The following is a 17,566-nucleotide window of genomic DNA, read 5'->3' on the forward strand; positions in this document are numbered from 1 at the left end:
GAAGGCATTACAATGCACTTTTATATTCATCTGATACGAATCACTTCCCATTTCGGTGAATAGGCTATTGTAATGACTTCAAGAATGGAGGGTTCCCGCATGAATTACAGGAACGAAGATTCGAACAGTTCAGCTCATCCGTCAGGCTATCGGCATCTGCCGCAGCCCTACCCTTATTCGCATTACCACTACCTGGTACGTTCGGAGACCTCTGAAGAGACCACTCCGGGGATTGCTAAGAATTCCGCAACTGCCGGGAATACGCAGACTGTCAGGGCCTCCGAACCTCCGGCCGCTCCACATAAGCTCGAGAATGACCATGCGGAGGACAACATGGACGGCTGGCAGCAGATTCAGAATGCCAGCAAGCCGCAGACGATCCTGGAAAGCGGACATCCGGCTGCCGCGAACAAGCCGGTGGATGGCCATCCCGGGGCAAGTCAGGCCGGCGGAAAGGGAATTCATGTCGATGTAGGAGGCGAGTTAGGGGGTAAACACGGCATCGGCATGAATGCCGGAGGAAACCTGGCGTACAGCGGCGCAAGTATGCAGGCAGACGGCCATATCGGCAGCAGCTCCTATGGCATTGAAGCGCAAGGCGATTCCCATTTAGGTAATGGGCAGGGCCTCGGAGTGAACGCCGAAGCCCAGGCCTTCGGCAAATACGGGGTGGCTGCACAAGGCAAGGCCCAGCTCGGCGGCGGGCAAGGCGCAGATGTCAAGTTGGGCGCACAGGCCGGGGGCGATCACGGGCTGAATGCAGATGCGGGTGCTCATCTGGGGCTTAGTCAAGGTGCAGGCTTTGACTCTCATGTTCAGCTCGGCGGCAACAAGGGCATCGGGGCTGAGGCCAAAGCCCAGTTCGGCGGCGGCGAAGGCGCAGGCATCGGCGTGGGCGGACAGCTCGGCAAATATAACGGCCAATTAAGCTTCAAGATTGGCGGTAAGGAGCAGGAGCCTAAGGACTCTCAGGAGGATTAGGAGAATTAGCCGTCTTCAGGAAGATAAGGAGTCCCCTGACACTGCCGGTTCTCCAGTCCGCACGGATTCGCCCATCAGGCGCTTCGCTAGACTAAAGGGAATATCCCTAAGCCATCACCATGGCCTGGGATATTCCCTTTTGGCTGAGCGTACAAGTCTTAATTAGCTCCGGGACAGACAAGGGGACTGCCTGATGGCAGTCCCCGGTCCCCAGTATCCGTGAAGCCGCCTCCGTCAGCGGTTCAGCAGGCTTCCGACATATTTCAGCAGCTCATTGGCACAGATCGGGCAGTAGTTGTGCTCGTCGATCAGGCGGCGGCTGACCTCGTTGATCCGTTTGAGCTGGCTTTCATCCGGTGTCTTGGAGGAAGTGGTGATTTTGACGATATCCTTGAGATCCGTGAACAGCTTCTTCTCGATGGCTTCCCGCAGCCGGTCGTGATTGTTGTACTCGAACTTCTTGCCCTTGCGGGAGTAGGACGAAATACGGATCAGGATCTCCTCCCGGAAGGCCTTCTTCGCATTCTCCGAGATGCCGATCTGCTCTTCAATGGAGCGCATCAGCCGCTCATCCGGCTCCATCTCCTCATCGGTAAGCGGGTCGCGGATTTTGGACCAGTTGCAGAAGGCTTCGATATTGTCGAGATAATTCTCGAACAGCGTTTTGGCGGATTCTTCAAAAGAGTAAACGAACGCCTTCTGCACTTCGCTTTTGGCAAGAATATCGTATTCCTTGCGGGCAATGGAAATAAAGTTCAGATAACGCTCGCGCTCCTCCTTCGTAATCGAAGGATGCTGATCCAGTCCGTCCTTGATCGCCCGCAGCACATCCAGCGCGTTCATGCACTGCAGATCACCTTTGATCAGGGCGCTGGAGATGCGGTTAATGACATAACGCGGGTCGATGCCGGACATGCCTTCATCTAAGTATTCGGTCTGCATCTCCTTCAGATCTGCTTCCTTGTAGCCCTCGACCTCTTCGCCGTCGTACATACGCAGCTTCTTGATCAGATCCATCCCCTGCTTCTTGCTCTCCTTGAGCCGGGTCAGGATTGAGAAGATCGCCGCCGCGCGCAGCGCGTGAGGGGCAATATGCACATGCTTCATATCGCTCTGGCCGATCAGCTTGGCGTAGATCTTTTCCTCTTCAGAGACGCGCAGATTATAGGGAACCGGCATGACGATCATGCGGGACTGGAGCGCTTCGTTCTTTTTATTGGAAATGAAGGATTTATATTCGGTCTCATTCGTATGGGCAATAATCATCTCATCCGCCGAAATTAACGCAAACCGCCCGGCCTTGAAATTGCCTTCCTGAGTCAGCGACAGCAGATTCCACAGGAACTTCTCGTCACATTTCAGCATTTCCTGGAATTCCATGATCCCGCGGTTGGCCTTGTTCAGCTCTCCGTCGAAGCGGTAGGCCCGCGGATCGGATTCCGAGCCGAATTCGGTAATGGTGGAGAAGTCGATGCTGCCGGTCAGATCCGCGATATCCTGCGACTTCGGATCGGAAGGGCTGAATGTACCAATCCCTACCCGCTCCTCTTCCGACAACAGCACCCGGGTAACCGCCACACGTTCAATATCCCCGTGGTAGTCATTCTTCAGCCGCATCTGGCAGGATGGGCAGAGATTACCTTCAATCCGTACATCCAGCTCGCGTTCGATCTCAGGCCGCAGCTCCAGCGGAATCAGATGCAGCGGGTCCTCATGCATCGGGCAGCCCTCAATGGCATACACCGCACCCGCATCCGTGCGCGAATATTGCTCCAGGCCGCGCTTCAGCAGCGTTACCAAGGTGGACTTTCCTCCACTGACCGGTCCCATCAGCAGCAGAATCCGTTTGCGCACATCCAGCCTTCGGGCTGCGGAATGGAAGTATTCCTCGACCAGCTTTTCCACCGCACGATCCAGTCCAAAGATCTCCTGTTCAAAAAACTTATACCGTTTACGTCCGTTAATGTCCTCGACGCCGTGTGACTTGATCATGTCGTATACGCGGGAATGAGCCGTTTTGGCGGGAGAGGGGTCTACTCTAAGCAGTTCTATATAGTCCTTGAAAGTGCCGCTCCACGCCAAACGGTCGTTCTCAGCCCGATGCGTTGCTATACGCTCAAAAATATCCATGGCTCGCTGCCTCCTCTTGCGCTCCTACTTGCTCCACCAAGCTTAGAAAGTGTATTACATACCTATGCGGCGAGCCCGGAATAGTTGACCTCTTTTTTGCTGTGCTATAATAGAGAATCATAAATTCTCTATTATAATTACGCTGCAATTCAGGGCAGGAGTGAATACGAATGGCAATCAAGCAGGAGACGGAGCTGTATGCTCCTTTGAAGAGTTTTTTTGAACGGCAAGGCTATGACATCAAGGGTGAGGTGCGGACCTGTGATCTGGTGGGCATCCGGGAGGACGAGGCGCAGCCACTCATTGTGGAGATGAAAAAATCGTTCAATCTCGCCCTGCTGCTGCAGGGGATTGAACGGCTGCGGCTCAGCCCTAACGTCTACCTCGCGGTAGAACGCGTCAGGGAGAAGAAGGGCGCGGTCAACCAGCGCTGGGGCGAGCTCACCGGGCTGTGCCGCCGGCTCGGCCTCGGGCTGATCACCGTCGTCTTCTACAAGACGAAGGCCCCGCTCGTCGAGGTGCTCGCGGAGCCGGGCGACGCGCCGCCGCAGGCCCGCAGCGCGGTGCGCCGCCGCGAGCGCTTGCTCTACGAGTTCCGCGAGCGCAGCGGGGACTACAACACCGGCGGCAGCACGCGCGTCAAGCTCGTGACTGCCTACCGCGAGAAGGCGCTGCGCGTGGCCCTCGCGCTGCAGGCCCTGGAGGCCGAAGCCGCCGGAGCGGCCGGCCTCGGCGGAGGGCGCGCGGCGCTAAGCGGCGCGCCGGGCACTGCCCGGGCCGCCGGGGAGCCGGCGGCCGCGGGTGCGGCAGCAGCGGCGGCCGGTGATGCCGCTGCGGGTGCGGGCCCGGCGGCTGCGCACAGCCGGGCGGAGGGCGCGCGCGGCGTCACGCCCGCCGCGCTGCGGAAGCGCAGCGGCGTGCCCGGCGCCGCTGCGATCCTGCAGAAGAACTACTATGCGTGGTTCTTCCGGGTGCAGCGCGGCCGCTACACGCTCACGGCCGCCGGACAAGCCGCGCTGATCGAGTATGCCCGGATCGCGGAGGTCAGCGCGGGCAAGCTGTAGGCCCGCGCCCGGCCGGAGCGGATCTCAGCGGATTCGTCCCGCCCTCAGCCCAGGTCCTGCCGATTCGTTCGCAGCTCATCTGCCGGACCTGGGCTGCTGCGACTGCCTATCCGTTCGCAGCCCCAACAGCCGGACCCAGGCCGCCGTGTCTGCCCATCTGTCCGATCACTGCTCCATCTGCCGGACCTGGGCCGCGCGCCTACGCATCCGCTCACTACTCCACCTGCCGGACCTGGGCCGGCTGCTCCTGCCGATTCGTCCGCAGTTCCACCTGCCGAACCCGAGCGGGAGCGCCTCCCTTTACATGGACATTCACACAATTGTGAGGCGTTCCCGCTCGACGGCCCAACCAATAGTTGGAAAATCAACACTTAAATAGTTGAGTTTTTCCCAGCGCAAAAGATTAGTTGGATAAACAACACTTATTTTCCACCATTTTGTCTCAAGTAGCACATTTCAGCTGAATAAATGTACTTTTTCCAACTAAAGTCCCAAATTCGAGGAATCCAGTCAAATTAGATGCTCTTTTTCCACCTATCTCCACAGAATAAAGTTACTGGACAGGCGCCAACACATTGATACTCAGTTTTTCACACACATTCGGCCCGCTTACCCTCGTCCATCACATTGTATTCGGTTTTCCGCACACATTCGGCCCGCTTACCCTCGTCCATCACATTGTGTTCGGTTTTCCATACACATTCGGCCCGCTTACCCTCGTCCATCACATTGTGTTCGGTTTTCCGCACACATTCGGCCTGCGAATCATCTCTCGTGCCAACTATACAAGCACAAAAGGAGTTGTCCGTACGCAGACCTGCTGCGAGCGACAACTCCTTTGTACCTTCTCTATCCACTTACCTGATCTATACTCTAGAATATCCTACTGGTTTATACCATGCTCTTCGCTCATTCACTCCAAGCCCCCAGCTCTTCGCTCATTCACTCCAAGCCCCAGCCCTTCGCTTATTCGCTCCTAGCTCGCCCTAAGCAAGCACCGTATACAGCAGCTCCTTCTCCTTAACCGAGGTGGCGCCAGCAGACTGGATGGACTGGTACTGCTGGATGTTCGTAATAATAACCGGCGTAATCGTGCTATAGCCAGCCTTCTCGATCTCGGCCAGATCGAATTCCATCAGGAGATCGCCGACAGCCACCCGGGTTCCGGCGGTTACCTTGGGCGAGAAATGCAGGCCTTTCAGCTTCACCGTGTCGATGCCGATATGGATCAGCATTTCCGCTCCGCTGTCGCTGACCAGACCAATGGCATGTCCGCTCTTCGAGAGCGAGAACACCGTTCCCTGGACCGGCGAGACTACGCGGCCTTCGGACGGCTGAATGGCATACCCTTTCCCCATAATCTCCTCCGAGAAGGCCGGGTCGCTCACTTCGCTGAGCGGCTTCACCGCTCCGGCAATCGGACTGAATACCTCTTGATTCACCATCGTAGACTCAGCAGCAGCGCCGATTACAGTAGTAATAGCGGCAGATGCGTTTACAGACTCGGCAGGAGTCACCGCAGGCGCAGCAGCAGCTTCCGGCTCATCCTCAAAGCCGATAATGTAAGTGACAATCGCAGCAACTACCGCACCGATAGCGAAGCCGATGACCGAATAGACAAAGGTCGCACCGAGAACCATCGGAATGCCGGAGAGTCCGGCGAGTCCGCCGATGACATACGCTTTTACCTTGAACAAGCTTAGGAACGCACCACCGGCGGCTCCGCCGATCAGGGCAGCGATGAACGGTTTCTTAAGCCGCATATTCACACCGTACATAGCCGGTTCTGTAATCCCCATGAAAGCCGTAATACTTGTGGACAGGGAGAGGGACTTCAGCTTGCTGTTCTTCGTTCTCAGTGAGACACCTAGCGCACTGCCCGCCTGGGCAAAGTTCGCTACCATCATAATCGGAATCATATAGTCATAGCCAAGCTGTGCAATGGATGCGATCATGATTGGAATCAGAGCATAGTGCATCCCGGTAATGATCAGCAGCGACATGGTTCCGCCCAGCAGCAGGCCTGCGAACAATCCCGTATTCTCGAACAGCCAGCTGATCCCTCCAGTCAGGCCATCCCCGATAATTACTCCCAGCGGGCCTACGGCAATCAGGGTAAGCGGCACAATGACCAGCAGCGTAACCGTCGGAACGATAATCAGCTTAAGGGAAGCATGGGTTACTTTATCAACGGCTTTTTCCACATAGGAGGCCAGCCATACTGCAATCACAATCGGAATGACGGACGAAGCGTAGGTTGCAGCTACCACCGGCAGTGAAGCGAAGGTAACAGGCTCCCCGGACCCCAGCAGCGTGGTGACGGTCGGATGCAGAATGGCCGCACCTATCGCAGCAGCGATGTACATATTGCTTCCCAGCTTACGGGCAGCGCTGATGGCCAGAACAATCGGCAGGAAGTAAAAGGCACCGTCCCCGATCGCCGATAGTATGATATACGTGGAGTTCTCTGTCCCCATCCAGCCCACCGCCACCAGCAGGGCGACAATCCCTTTGATCATCCCCGCACCGGTAATGGCCGGCAGGATCGGTGTGAAGATTCCCGAGATGAAGTCAAACAGCTTGCTGAGCGGATTCTGCTTCGTTTTCTCCACCTTGTCACCGGAAGCCTTCTTCTCAGGAGAAACGGACATATTGCCAATCAGCTCATTGTAGACCACCGGCACATCATTGCCGATAATGACCTGGAATTGCCCGCCGTTAATCATCACGCCCATAACCCCGTCCGTCTTCTGCAGCGCCGCTTTGTCCGCACGGTTGTTGTCATTCAGGTTGAAGCGCAGACGGGTCATACAGTGGGTTACCTGATCGATATTGTCTTCTCCGCCAACAAGCTTCAATATTTCTTTGGACAGCTCTTTTGTATTCATAAGATGTTGCTCCTTAGATGTAGTATGTTTTCCGCACAAGCAGAAACGGCTTCGCCGTCCTTTTAAAGGACGGTACCGTTTCAGCGAGAAATAGAAGGATAATTCATAGCGTGAAACATATAAATTTTTATATTTAAAAAAACCTAAACGCCGATCAGCGGGGAAAGGCAGTCTTCTGCCTCCAGCACTGTCCGGGTTTAGGTTTTGCCTCTGTTCCGAGTAGCAATCCTGCACCACATTATTCTGTTATATCCTCATTACGGATAATCCGTTCAATATGAATGGTCAGATACAATATTTCTTCCTTAGACAAGACCCGTTTGTATATCTTGCGGGAATAGTCCGCTATCTTCACCGCAACCGCATGGGCAGCCGGGTACTGCTTCATGACCAGATCATGCAGCGCATGATCCTGGTCCCGCTCCTCCATCGGAGTGCCCTGAACCACCCGCTGCGCAAAGAACTTCAGATGGGTCAGGAAGCGGTAATACCCGAGTGATTCTTCATCCAGCTCAATCAGGAAGCTCCGCCGGACAATATTCAAGATGTCCTTCACGATATTCGTGATACTTACCGTCTCCCGCATCTCACCGTTCATCTGCGCATTAACCAGATGCATCGCGATGAATGCGCACTCGTCCTCCGGCAGCAAAACCCCAAGCCGTTCCTCGATAATTTGCAGCGCCTTGAGTCCAATGGAGAACTCCTTACGGTACATCCGCTTGATTTCCCACAGCAGTGCATTCTTGATTTGAAGCCCCTGACGGTGGCGGTCGATGGCGAAATGGATATGGTCCGTCAGTGAGATATAGATGCTGTCATGCAGCTTCTCCCCGAGCACCGTCTCAGCATAACGGATCACTTCATCGGTGCATTCCACATATTCCAGCGGGATCTCCGAGAGAAGCGACATCAGCTTCTGTGAACCTTCTTTATTCTCCAGGGCGAATACCTTCTCGACCTGAGCATCCTCAACATCATCCCCGGCCTGCTTCTTGAAGGCGATACCGCGGCCCATTACGACCCGTTCCTTCCCGCTGGCATCGAGTACGGTGACCACATTGTTGTTGAGCACCTTAGCAATTTTCATTCCATCACCTTACACCGTCAGAGTAATAAAATCCCCCCGCAGGCGCGGGGATACAACATTATCGTGTTAAAAAAGGCAAAACCAAAACGGCATCAAAAGAGTGCCCGTTTCTGGTTTTGCCTGAATGAACAGTAACAATCCAGTTATTCTACCTGTAGCAGCATCTTAGCATATCATTGTAAATATGACAACACTTTTATGAAAACGGTTTATTAAGGCCTGTGCTTCTTAAGCTTGCCCCATTTCACCTACAATATTTCACCGTTCGACGAAATCACCTGCTTGTACCACTCAAACGAATCCTTCTTGCTGCGGTTCAGCGTGCCGCTTCCCGTGTCGTCCAGGTCTACGTAGATGAAGCCGTAGCGCTTGGACATTTCCGAGGTCGACATGCTCACCAGGTCAATCGGGCCCCAGGCCGTATAACCCATCAGCTCCACGCCGTCCTTAACCGCTTCCTTCATCTCCTTGATGTGTTCCCGCAAATAATCAATCCGGTAATGGTCATGGATCGATCCGTCTTCCTCCACCTTGTCATAGGCGCCTAGCCCGTTCTCTACGATGAACAACGGCTTCTGGTAACGGTCGTACAGGTTATTCAGGGTAATGCGCAGACCCACAGGATCAATCTGCCAGCCCCAGTCGGAGGCCTTCAGATACGGGTTCTTGATACCGCCCAGCAGATTTCCTTCAGTCGCCTCACCCTCCGGACCTGCGGACACCGTAAGCGTCATATAATAGCTGAACGAGATGAAATCTACTGTATTCGCAGCAAGAAGCTCATCATCCCCCGGTTCATGGACAATCTCAATCTGGTTCTCGGCAAAATAACGGTTCATATAACGCGGGTACTTGCCGCGCGCATGCACATCCGTGAAGAACAGATTCAGCTGGTCCTCCTGCTGTCTCTTACGTACATCCGCCGGATTGCAGGTATGCGCGTAGCTCTCCATACGGGCCAGCATACAGCCGATCTGCGAGCCTGGAATAATCTCATGTCCGAGTCTGGTAACCAGGGCGCTTGCTACGAACTGATGGTGCAGCCCCTGAAAGACCGCTTGCAGCTTGTTCTCCACGCGGTCTGTAAGAATACCGCCTCCGGTATACGGGCTGAACAGCATGACATTGATCTCGTTGAAGGTCAGCCAGTACTTCACTTTTTTCCGGTAACGTGTAAATACAGTCTCAGCATACTTCACATAGAAGCCGACCACTTCACGGCTGGCCCAGCCGTTATACTTCTGTGTAAGACCGAGCGGAGTCTCATAGTGCGAGAGAGTAACCAGCGGCTCAATGCCGTATTTCAACAGTTCATCGAATACATCGTCGTAGAATTGCAGACCCTGCTCGTTAGGCTCGGCATCATCGCCGTTCGGGAAGATCCGTGCCCAGTTAATCGACAGCCGGAACACCTTGAAGCCCATTTCGGCGAATAGAGCAATGTCCTCCTTGTAGCGGTGATAGAAGTCAACGCCTTCGCGTTTCGGGAACCAGTCATCCGTCTCTCCGGCAAGAATCCGGGCGATACGCTCCGAAGAGATCTCCATGGAATGATCCCCTGTGCGCTTATCCTTTGGCACGAAGGCGATCATATCTGCGGTTGACAGCCCTTTGCCCCCCTGATCAAAAGCGCCCTCCAGCTGATTGGCAGCGGTTGCCCCGCCCCATAAGAAATGCTCAGGAAATCCGTTAAGTACTATAGCCATAGTCCTTACCCCTTTTCATTATGATCTTTCTGCATGGCCTATATAACAGAAAAACCTAAACCTATGGCAAGATCATCGAGCCCGGCGAACGGGTTCAAATCAGTCACCATCAGTTTAGGTTTTGCCTGGCACGGCCAGTAACAATCCAGTAAACGATGTGTTTATGGAAGATTTAATTGACTCCAGCCTAACATAGCATCCGGCAAAATTCAAATGAAAATCCGCTCAATTTCTGTGAAGCTCATATTTGCGCCCGTTCCTTCTCCCCTAGCTGCGCGCCGTGAACTCGGTCACCGCTTCACTCATCAGGTTCATTCCCAGCAGCAGCTCATCACGGCCGGGATGGCTGAAGTTGAGCCGGATGCGGTCCGAGCCTCCGCTTACACTGCAGAGCGGACCAGGCAGGAAGGCTACCCCCTTGGACAGCGAAGCCCGCAGCAGAGCCATCGCGTCCAGGCCTTCAGGCAGCGATACCCAGAGGAACATGCCGCCGGCCGGCATGTCATACACGCTGTGCTTCCAGGCCGGACGCTTCAGCAGCTCCGCCATCAGCTTCAGGCGGGTATTGTATTCGCGGTTCAGCAGCGCGATATGCTCCCGCAGATCAAAGGCCGACACACTGAGCAGATGATGCAGCAGGCGCTGGTTCAGCGAGCTGGACTGCCAGTCCGCCATCTGCTTGGCGGCAGCCATCATGCCGATCAGCTCGCGGCTTCCCGCCGCCCAGCCCGTCCGCAGCGCCGGCGCGACCGTCTTGCTGAAGGAGCCGATGTACAGCACATGCCCGCCCTCGCTGACATTCTCCAGCGCATATAGAGTAGGATATTTCTTGGAGGGGTGGCCCTCACTCCGCTGGAAGTGCAGATCGCCATAGGAATCATCCTCTACGATCAGCACATTATGTGAGATACACAGCTCCAGAATCTCTTGCCGCCGGGCAAGGCTCCAGAGCACTCCGCTGGGGTTGGTGAAGCTTGGCGCAGCGAACAGCATCTTGGGCCTATAACTGCGGATCGTTCGCCGCAGATGATCCGGCAGCAGACCGTCCCCATCCCCCTGGACCGGAATAATGACGGCTCCCTGCATCCGCAGCGCCTGCAGAATACCGGGAGAAGTCGGATTCTCAACCAGCACATGATCCCCGGGATCGATGTACACCCTGGACAGCAGATCGATGGCCTGCTGGCTGCCCGTTGTCAGCAGCACTCCGCCTTCGGTTACCGCCACCCCTTTGCTGCGGAGCCAATCTCCGGTCAGCCATTCGCGGAGCGGGCCATACCCTTCAGGCTCCCCGTACTGCAGCGCACTTGCATCTGTGGAGATAACGGTAGATGCCGCCTCAGACAGCAGTGACAGCGGAAATAATTCTTCTGCCGGGAGCTCCTCGGCCAGCGAGATCAGCGTACCCCGGCGTGTCTCCTTACGGATACTCAGCAGCGGTGAAGATAACAATGTATGTGCGCGCGAAGAAAACTCATACTTCATACGCTTCCCCCCTTTATCTGGTTTAAGAATATTCCAGTCCTGACGCCATTATGTCGTAATACAGGGATTATGCGTAGATTTGCTTGTTCTGTCTTGAGAAAAGCGCGAACTTCTCAATTGCCTGCGCTCTTGTCGATACTTCCAGCTTCACATAAATCTTTCGCAGGTAGTTATCGATCGAACGGCGGCTGACTTCAATTTCAAGTGCGATTTTGTCGTATGTAATTCCTTGCACAATGCGTTCCATGATGAACATCTCCGTCTGTGTCAGCTGCAAGACACCTTCCAGCCCTCTGGAGGAGGCTACCGGACGGAAGCCCTTTTCGATCCATTCCAGCGGAATGGAGAGGAACCCTTCGCGGATGCCGCGGATCATCTGAAGAAGCTGACCCGGAGTGGCTCCCTTCGACAATACCCCGCTCGCTCCCAGTTCAATCAGGGGCAGAAATATCTCCTTATCGTTCTCCTCCGTCATGATAATAATGTGGGAGCACGGTGAGCTTTTTTTCATGTCCGGCAGCACCTGCTCTACGGTTCCGTCATGCATCTGATAATCACTCAGCACCAGATCAGGCCTTAATTCCTCCATGCCCGCGAGACATTCTTCCCAGGTAGCGAACATGCCGTCTACCGTCAGCCCCTCCTCATCTTCCAGAATTAATTTTGTTCCCAGCATACTTGTGGGATGACATCCCACGATGACCACCTGCCAGACCTTCGTCATTAATGCCCAGACCTCCTGCTATCTATATAATTTTCCAGAATGGAAAGCGCTGTAAGCGTTTCCTGTCAACACGCAAGCAAGGATCTATGCTGTCATAAGTCTATTCTTCCTACTTTTACCTTGAATACGTCCATCAGATATTCCAATCTATAGAAATTGTATCGCAGTAGTTTAACAGGATGCAATTACTTTTTGTCGTTTCTGCGCGGCTCTTTCACTTTTGCGAAAAACCTGAAAGTCTGATAGAATGAGGACTTGAAAAATAACCCCACAAAGTGAGGCTTTGGCTTCGATGTTTACTCAGATACTTTGCGGGGACCCCGAAACATGTAAATTCTTTATCTTGAAAAATATGGCTTGAGGTGATGAAATGCAACCGCTAGCGGAATCGACCCGGGTACACTCTCGCCGGAGTGCAGAGAGAAGCGGCTCGTCCGTCAAATGGTTTCTACTGTTCTGGATTCTGATGATCACAGCCGGCGTATATGCCGTGTACAGCTACACCAATCATCTGAAGGATCAGGTGCTGAGCGAGCTTGGATCTCAAAGCCAGCAGCAGCTTACCGTTTTGAAGACCGACTACGAGTCGAAGATTGCCGTCCTGTCAGAACAAGTGAAGGAGCTTCAGAGCACCGTGCAAACGTTCAACGAACTGCTGACCTTCACCAAGGATAATGCCAGTAACAAGACGGACAACAGCAACAAGCTGTACACGCAATTAAGCGAGGTCAAGAAACAGCTTGATACGCTCAAGAAAGAGATGGATCTGCTGAAATGATGACTCCTGTCAAAAGAGTGAACCGGTTCTTCATGCTCCTGACCGCTCCATTGTTCGGATTGCTGCTCTGTCTGTGGCTGTACCAGCCTCCGCTTGAGCTTAAGCTGAATACCGCCCCCTTCGCAGCTGACCCCGGACCCGTGAATGAAACCGCACAATTGAAGCAGGACCTGGCTGTGGCCAAGAGCTATGCCGCTTACACCATAGACTCTATCGGCACCAGCGCACAGCTCTACAAGCAGACCACGAACGCTATGAACGCACTGGTCAGCACAGCAACGGCCCAGACCTCCCGTCCTGAGCGGATCTACAACCGCCGGATTAGTTCCCGTCTCGGCATTCCTGCCGATGTGATCAGCAGCGACCGGATTACCATTGAATTATACCGGCTGAACCCCGGCAATTATACAGCATACGCAATGAAGATTAAGCTAAAGGATACCTCAGCCATGAAGATGAGCCTGGCCGGTGACGGCACGGGCGCTTCCGAGACCACACTGCAGGCCGTAAACCGCTACGGTGCCTCGGCCGGTATTAATGCCGGCGGCTTCGCTGATCAGAACGGCAAGCGTTATCCGCTCTCGACCACCATCGTCGGCGGAGAATATCTGTACGGCTTCGAGCCCAGCTACAAGGATCTCAGCTTCGTCGGCCTGAACAAATCCGGCCAGCTGATCGGCGGCAAATTCACCAGTCGTGACCAGCTCGATCAGCTGGAGCCGGTATTCGGAGCAACCTTCGTCCCTGTGCTGCTGAAGAATCAGAGCAAGACAGCCATTCCGCTGAAATGGCAGCTGGCCCCGAAGCGGGCACCACGGACCATCATCGGTAACTACAAGGATAATCAGCTGCTGATTCTGGTCGCTGACGGATATAACGAGAACGGTGACTCGGGAGCCACACTGGCTGAGCTGCAGGATAAGCTGTACAATCTCGGCGTCATCGATGCTTATAACCTGGACGGCGGCGGCTCATCGTCCATGATTTTCCGCGGCAAGGTCATTAACAAGCCTTCCGACGGCAATTTGCGCCGCGTCCCAACCAACTTCTTGTTCTTCAAGTAATTCCGAGTATAACCGTCAATGCTAAATATCACATTTTCATTTATTTTTACAGATTAAAAGGGTATACTCAGGGTAACGAAGATCGTCAATAATGGAGGTGCCTGCATGTCGTTCTCCCTGACTTTTTGGATCGTGACCCTGGTATTTGTACTGTTTCTGGCTGGTATTCTTACTTCTTCCTACAACGACGACAAGACTAAGGGGCTGTGACCCGCCCTCCGCGAACAATCTGATGGACGTATACCACAAAAAGGAGCACCGCACTGATGTGTGCGGCGCTCTTTTTGTGTTCTTCACTATTCACTGAAGCCGAGTCCGACCAGCATCCATGTTATAAGACGCGCTTACGCGTTTTACCCTATGTAGATAATTGATGCGCTCTACGCTTACGCGTGTTTTGGCAGTTGGGTCATCTCGGTAAGGCAGCTTGAACAAATGTAACGGTCTTTATATTCGCTTACGCCTTCCATAGATCCGCAGAAGACACACTTCGGACGGTAACGCTCCAGAATAATGTGGTCGCCCTGAACAAGAATTTCTACAGGATCACCTTCATTCATTTGATACCTTTTACGCAGAGACTTAGGCAGAACAATTCTACCCAGCTGATCTACTTTACGTACAACGCCAGCAGGTTTCATATCTAACTTACACTCTCCTGTTCAACTTATGATTAGTAGTGCCATTTCTGACATCCAAGTTCACGTACCCTATTACTTTCTTCGGCACTAATCAACTATTTCGTTACTAAAATGTCGAATCCTGCTGAAAAAAATAAAAAATGATGTCAACTTTTAGAAAAGTTGTGGGAAATCGAGCTGCCGGAGCGCTTCATAGACCACAATCGCTGCCGAATTAGACAAATTAAGCGATCTGACCGCCTCGCTCATCGGCATCCGCATCGCCGTTTCCTGACCAGCCTCCAGGATCTCTGCCGGCAACCCCTTGGTTTCTTTCCCGAACACGAAGAAGTCTCCATCCCGGAAGGCGAAATCGCTATAGCGCTTCTTGGCCTTGGTGGTCGCGTAGAAGAACCGCCCTTCCTGATACTTCTCCAATACTTCACTGAAGGAATTATGATATTCAATATTCACTGCATGCCAATAATCGAGTCCGGCACGCTTCAGTGTAGCATCGTCTGTGCGGAAGCCCAGCGGGTGCACGAGATGGAGATGGGTTCCTGTGGCCGCACAAGTACGGGCGATATTGCCGGTATTCGCCGGTATTTCCGGTTCCACCAGCACAATGTGTAATGCCATAATACGAATGCTTCCTCTCTGTAGGGTCTTAAGGAGTGCGGCGGAGTAAGTATCCGCCGTGTCCTCCATGGCCCTGTGATGTATTCTTGATGCTGCTTGCAGATACAGGCCGGACACAGGCCGGGCTCTATGATCCTGGCTGCGGGCAAGAAGAAACCTTCCGCTGCAAGGCGGAAGGTCAGGAACGTTCTTTCATTACCCTTGAGTTTGCCGGAAATGCTTCATGAAATCAGCCAGCGCCTTAACGCTCTCATGTGGGACTGCGTTGTAGATCGAAGCCCGTAAGCCGCCTACGCTGCGGTGTCCCTTGAGGCCGACAAAGCCTTCCGCTTCGGAAGCTTTGATGAACTGCTTCTCCAGCTCCTCCGATTGCATCCGGAACGTTACATTCATGATGGAACGGCTGCCTTCTTCCGCAACTCCGCGGTAGAAGCCGTCGCTGCCGTCGATATAATCATACAGGAGACCTGCTTTGTCACGGTTCTTGGCTTCAGTGCCGGCAAGCCCGCCCTGTTCCTCAATCCATTTTAACACTTCGTTAACCATATATACAGAGAAGGATGGCGGCGTATTGTAGAGAGAGTTGTTCTTGTAATGAGTATCATACCGCAGAATCGTCGGAATATTCGCCGGAGAACTTGCGATCAGCTCTTCCTTGGCAATCACTACGGTAACGCCCGACGGTCCGAGATTCTTCTGTGCACCGGCATAGATCAGACCGAATTGGTTCACATCGAAGTCGCGGCTCAGAATATCACTGGACATATCGGCAACCAGCGGAATGTTACCGGCATCAGGATACTGTGCATACTGCGTGCCTTCAATCGTCTCATTCGAGGTGATATGCAGGTAAGCGGCATTGTCCGCAGCCTTGATGCTGCTAAGCTCAGGAATAGCCAGGAATTTCTTGTCTGCGGAGGATGCGGCTACATGACCGCCGCCTGTCAGCTTGGCTTCCTTCAGGGCTTTGTCCGCCCAGCTTCCTGTCATGACATAACTGCCGACCTGGCCTTCAGCGATAAGGTTCATCGGAACCATGGCGAACTGTGTGCTTGCTCCGCCCTGGATGAACAATACCTTGTAGCCCTGCGGATTGCCGAGGAGCGAAAGCAGGCGTTCCTGAGCTTCATTATGCACGGATTCGTATATCGCCCCGCGGTGCGACATCTCCATAATGGACATTCCGCTCTCCCGGAATTCAACGAACTCCGCCTGTGCACGTTCCAATACTGCCAGCGGCAATGCGGCCGGACCGGCATTAAAATTGTATGCTCTCTTGCTCAAAATAACTCCCACCCTTTCTCTCCTATGAATATGGATATCGCTATGATAGCAGATAACGATAAACACCAGCAAGTATAATTATTCACATATGAGGTAAGCTAGGCCGCAATCAGGAGGCTGAAAACAGGTAGCTGCGGCTCCAACCCTTGCTGTGACGCGGTAAAATAGTGATGTCTGCAAAAACCTCGGGTGAAATTACATGCTTGTCTCCCCACAGCGCAATCCGCTCAGCAGCGAAATCTCCGCTCTCTCTGATGCAGGCCCCAGTAGGCTTATGGATCAGCTCCCAGTAATAGTCCGCCTCCGCCTGCTCCCAGCCTTCGAGTCTGCAATAGAATTGGCGGTCCGGTTCCCCGGCCCATGTCAGGCTATTCCCGTCTATGCTGAGCAAATTCTCCGTATACGCCGATTCCGGGGCCACGATCTGGGGCGTTCCCGGCAGCCTAAGCTCATAATCCGTCCCTACGAGCGCCCCATCAATGCCGACAAAATTATGAATATACTCTTCAATCCGCAGCGCTTCGGTCCCTGTATTCTCTACCCTATAGGAAATATCCAGCCGGTTATCTTCAAGCTTCAATGTCTTGACCAGCCGCATGCTGTAGCCCCGGCATTCCAGCGGCTGCACAGTGTATGTAACCGAGTTTCCGTTCCACTCTTCTGTGATCGGGAATCGCTTAAGCGGATACTCCCCGACGAATGAATAAGGCTCATCACTTTGCTTCTGCAGCAGCCCGATGCCGGGCTTGGGGAACCATTCCCCAGGAGCAGCATCTTCATAGCCAATTGCCCGGGAAATGCCAAACTCATTGCAGAGGCCTATCCCTCCCGTACCCTGCCCAGGCACCAGACTTTCCGGAACGCAAAAGGTATGTCCTCCCTGCTCCAGCTTCACTCCTGTAATAAATCCCGTCCAGTCAAAACGGGTGCCTCCATAGGCTCCCACATCAGCAATCTCTACGGTCAGTACTCCATTGGATAGTATACGTGTCATTGATCTCTTTCCTTTCTGTCCTGGTTGGACGCAGCACATCCTATCATAGCATTTCCATGCCCATTCTATACGGGATATTTGGATATTAAAATGCCTGCTCCGCGAGGACCGGCAGAGCA

At 53.7% G+C, this 17,566-nt stretch carries 14 protein-coding genes; 4 read left to right on the plus strand and 10 right to left on the minus strand.

The window, feature by feature from the left end; all coding sequences use genetic code 11:
• The first annotated feature begins 99 nt into the window (after positions 1-99).
• A complete protein-coding gene (locus MHH78_RS26920; RefSeq protein ID WP_341169423.1) occupies positions 100-981 on the plus strand; it encodes a hypothetical protein in 882 nt (293 codons plus the stop codon).
• A gap of 234 nt (positions 982-1,215) precedes the next feature.
• Here the strand turns inward: MHH78_RS26920 and MHH78_RS26925 are convergent, their stop codons facing one another.
• Positions 1,216-3,111: a PrkA family serine protein kinase gene (locus tag MHH78_RS26925; RefSeq protein WP_036721316.1), complete on the minus strand. Its 1,896-nt coding sequence runs from the start codon at positions 3,109-3,111 to the stop codon at positions 1,216-1,218.
• A gap of 170 nt (positions 3,112-3,281) precedes the next feature.
• On the opposite strand from MHH78_RS26925, the gene MHH78_RS26930 reads away from it, so the two are divergent.
• Positions 3,282-4,175, plus strand: a complete 894-nt coding sequence (locus MHH78_RS26930; RefSeq protein ID WP_341169424.1) for a DUF2161 family putative PD-(D/E)XK-type phosphodiesterase — start codon at positions 3,282-3,284, stop codon at positions 4,173-4,175.
• A 986-nt stretch (positions 4,176-5,161) separates the two neighbouring features.
• On the opposite strand, the gene MHH78_RS26935 is transcribed toward MHH78_RS26930, so the two are convergent.
• From MHH78_RS26935 to MHH78_RS26955, 5 genes are all read right to left on the minus strand, one after another.
• Complete coding sequence (locus MHH78_RS26935) at positions 5,162-7,063, minus strand: beta-glucoside-specific PTS transporter subunit IIABC (RefSeq protein WP_341169425.1); 1,902 nt, start codon at positions 7,061-7,063, stop codon at positions 5,162-5,164.
• A gap of 238 nt (positions 7,064-7,301) precedes the next feature.
• On the minus strand, positions 7,302-8,153 hold the full coding sequence (gene licT, locus MHH78_RS26940; RefSeq protein ID WP_209872925.1) for a BglG family transcription antiterminator LicT: 852 nt from the start codon (positions 8,151-8,153) through the stop codon (positions 7,302-7,304).
• A gap of 248 nt (positions 8,154-8,401) precedes the next feature.
• A complete protein-coding gene (locus MHH78_RS26945) occupies positions 8,402-9,859 on the minus strand; it encodes a glycoside hydrolase family 1 protein (RefSeq protein ID WP_341169426.1) in 1,458 nt (485 codons plus the stop codon).
• Positions 9,860-10,126: 267 nt separating this feature from the next.
• Positions 10,127-11,344, minus strand: a complete 1,218-nt coding sequence (locus MHH78_RS26950) for an aminotransferase-like domain-containing protein (RefSeq protein WP_076079779.1) — start codon at positions 11,342-11,344, stop codon at positions 10,127-10,129.
• A 67-nt stretch (positions 11,345-11,411) separates the two neighbouring features.
• Positions 11,412-12,068, minus strand: coding sequence for a response regulator transcription factor (locus MHH78_RS26955; protein WP_340991942.1), 657 nt, complete (start codon positions 12,066-12,068; stop codon positions 11,412-11,414).
• 370 nt (positions 12,069-12,438) lie between these two features.
• Between MHH78_RS26955 and MHH78_RS26960 the strand changes: the two genes are divergently transcribed.
• Positions 12,439-12,846 carry a hypothetical protein gene (locus MHH78_RS26960; protein WP_036722356.1) on the plus strand — a complete coding sequence of 136 codons (408 nt, stop codon included), beginning with the start codon at positions 12,439-12,441 and terminating at the stop codon, positions 12,844-12,846.
• Positions 12,843-13,910, plus strand: a complete 1,068-nt coding sequence (locus MHH78_RS26965) for a phosphodiester glycosidase family protein (protein ID WP_076079778.1) — start codon at positions 12,843-12,845, stop codon at positions 13,908-13,910. The genes MHH78_RS26960 and MHH78_RS26965 overlap by 4 nt, the downstream gene beginning before the upstream one ends.
• Positions 13,911-14,296: 386 nt before the next feature.
• Here MHH78_RS26965 and MHH78_RS26970 read toward each other — a convergent pair whose 3' ends face one another.
• The 4 genes from MHH78_RS26970 to MHH78_RS26985 all read right to left on the minus strand — a co-directional run bounded on the left by MHH78_RS26970 (position 14,297) and on the right by MHH78_RS26985 (position 17,447).
• Complete coding sequence (locus MHH78_RS26970; protein WP_036697751.1) at positions 14,297-14,551, minus strand: AbrB/MazE/SpoVT family DNA-binding domain-containing protein; 255 nt, start codon at positions 14,549-14,551, stop codon at positions 14,297-14,299.
• A gap of 153 nt (positions 14,552-14,704) precedes the next feature.
• Positions 14,705-15,169 carry a tRNA (uridine(34)/cytosine(34)/5-carboxymethylaminomethyluridine(34)-2'-O)-methyltransferase TrmL gene (gene trmL, locus MHH78_RS26975; protein ID WP_036697752.1) on the minus strand — a complete coding sequence of 155 codons (465 nt, stop codon included), beginning with the start codon at positions 15,167-15,169 and terminating at the stop codon, positions 14,705-14,707.
• A gap of 195 nt (positions 15,170-15,364) precedes the next feature.
• The gene (gene serC, locus MHH78_RS26980; RefSeq protein WP_036722639.1) at positions 15,365-16,456 is read right to left on the minus strand and encodes a 3-phosphoserine/phosphohydroxythreonine transaminase; all 1,092 of its coding nucleotides are present in this window, start codon (positions 16,454-16,456) and stop codon (positions 15,365-15,367) included.
• Positions 16,457-16,562: 106 nt separating this feature from the next.
• Positions 16,563-17,447, minus strand: coding sequence for a hypothetical protein (locus MHH78_RS26985; RefSeq protein WP_341169427.1), 885 nt, complete (start codon positions 17,445-17,447; stop codon positions 16,563-16,565).
• Positions 17,448-17,566: the final 119 nt, after the last annotated feature.

This window comes from Paenibacillus sp. FSL H3-0333, from assembly GCF_038002805.1.
In the GTDB taxonomy this organism is placed as follows: Bacteria; Bacillota; Bacilli; order Paenibacillales; family Paenibacillaceae; genus Paenibacillus_AQ; species Paenibacillus_AQ silagei.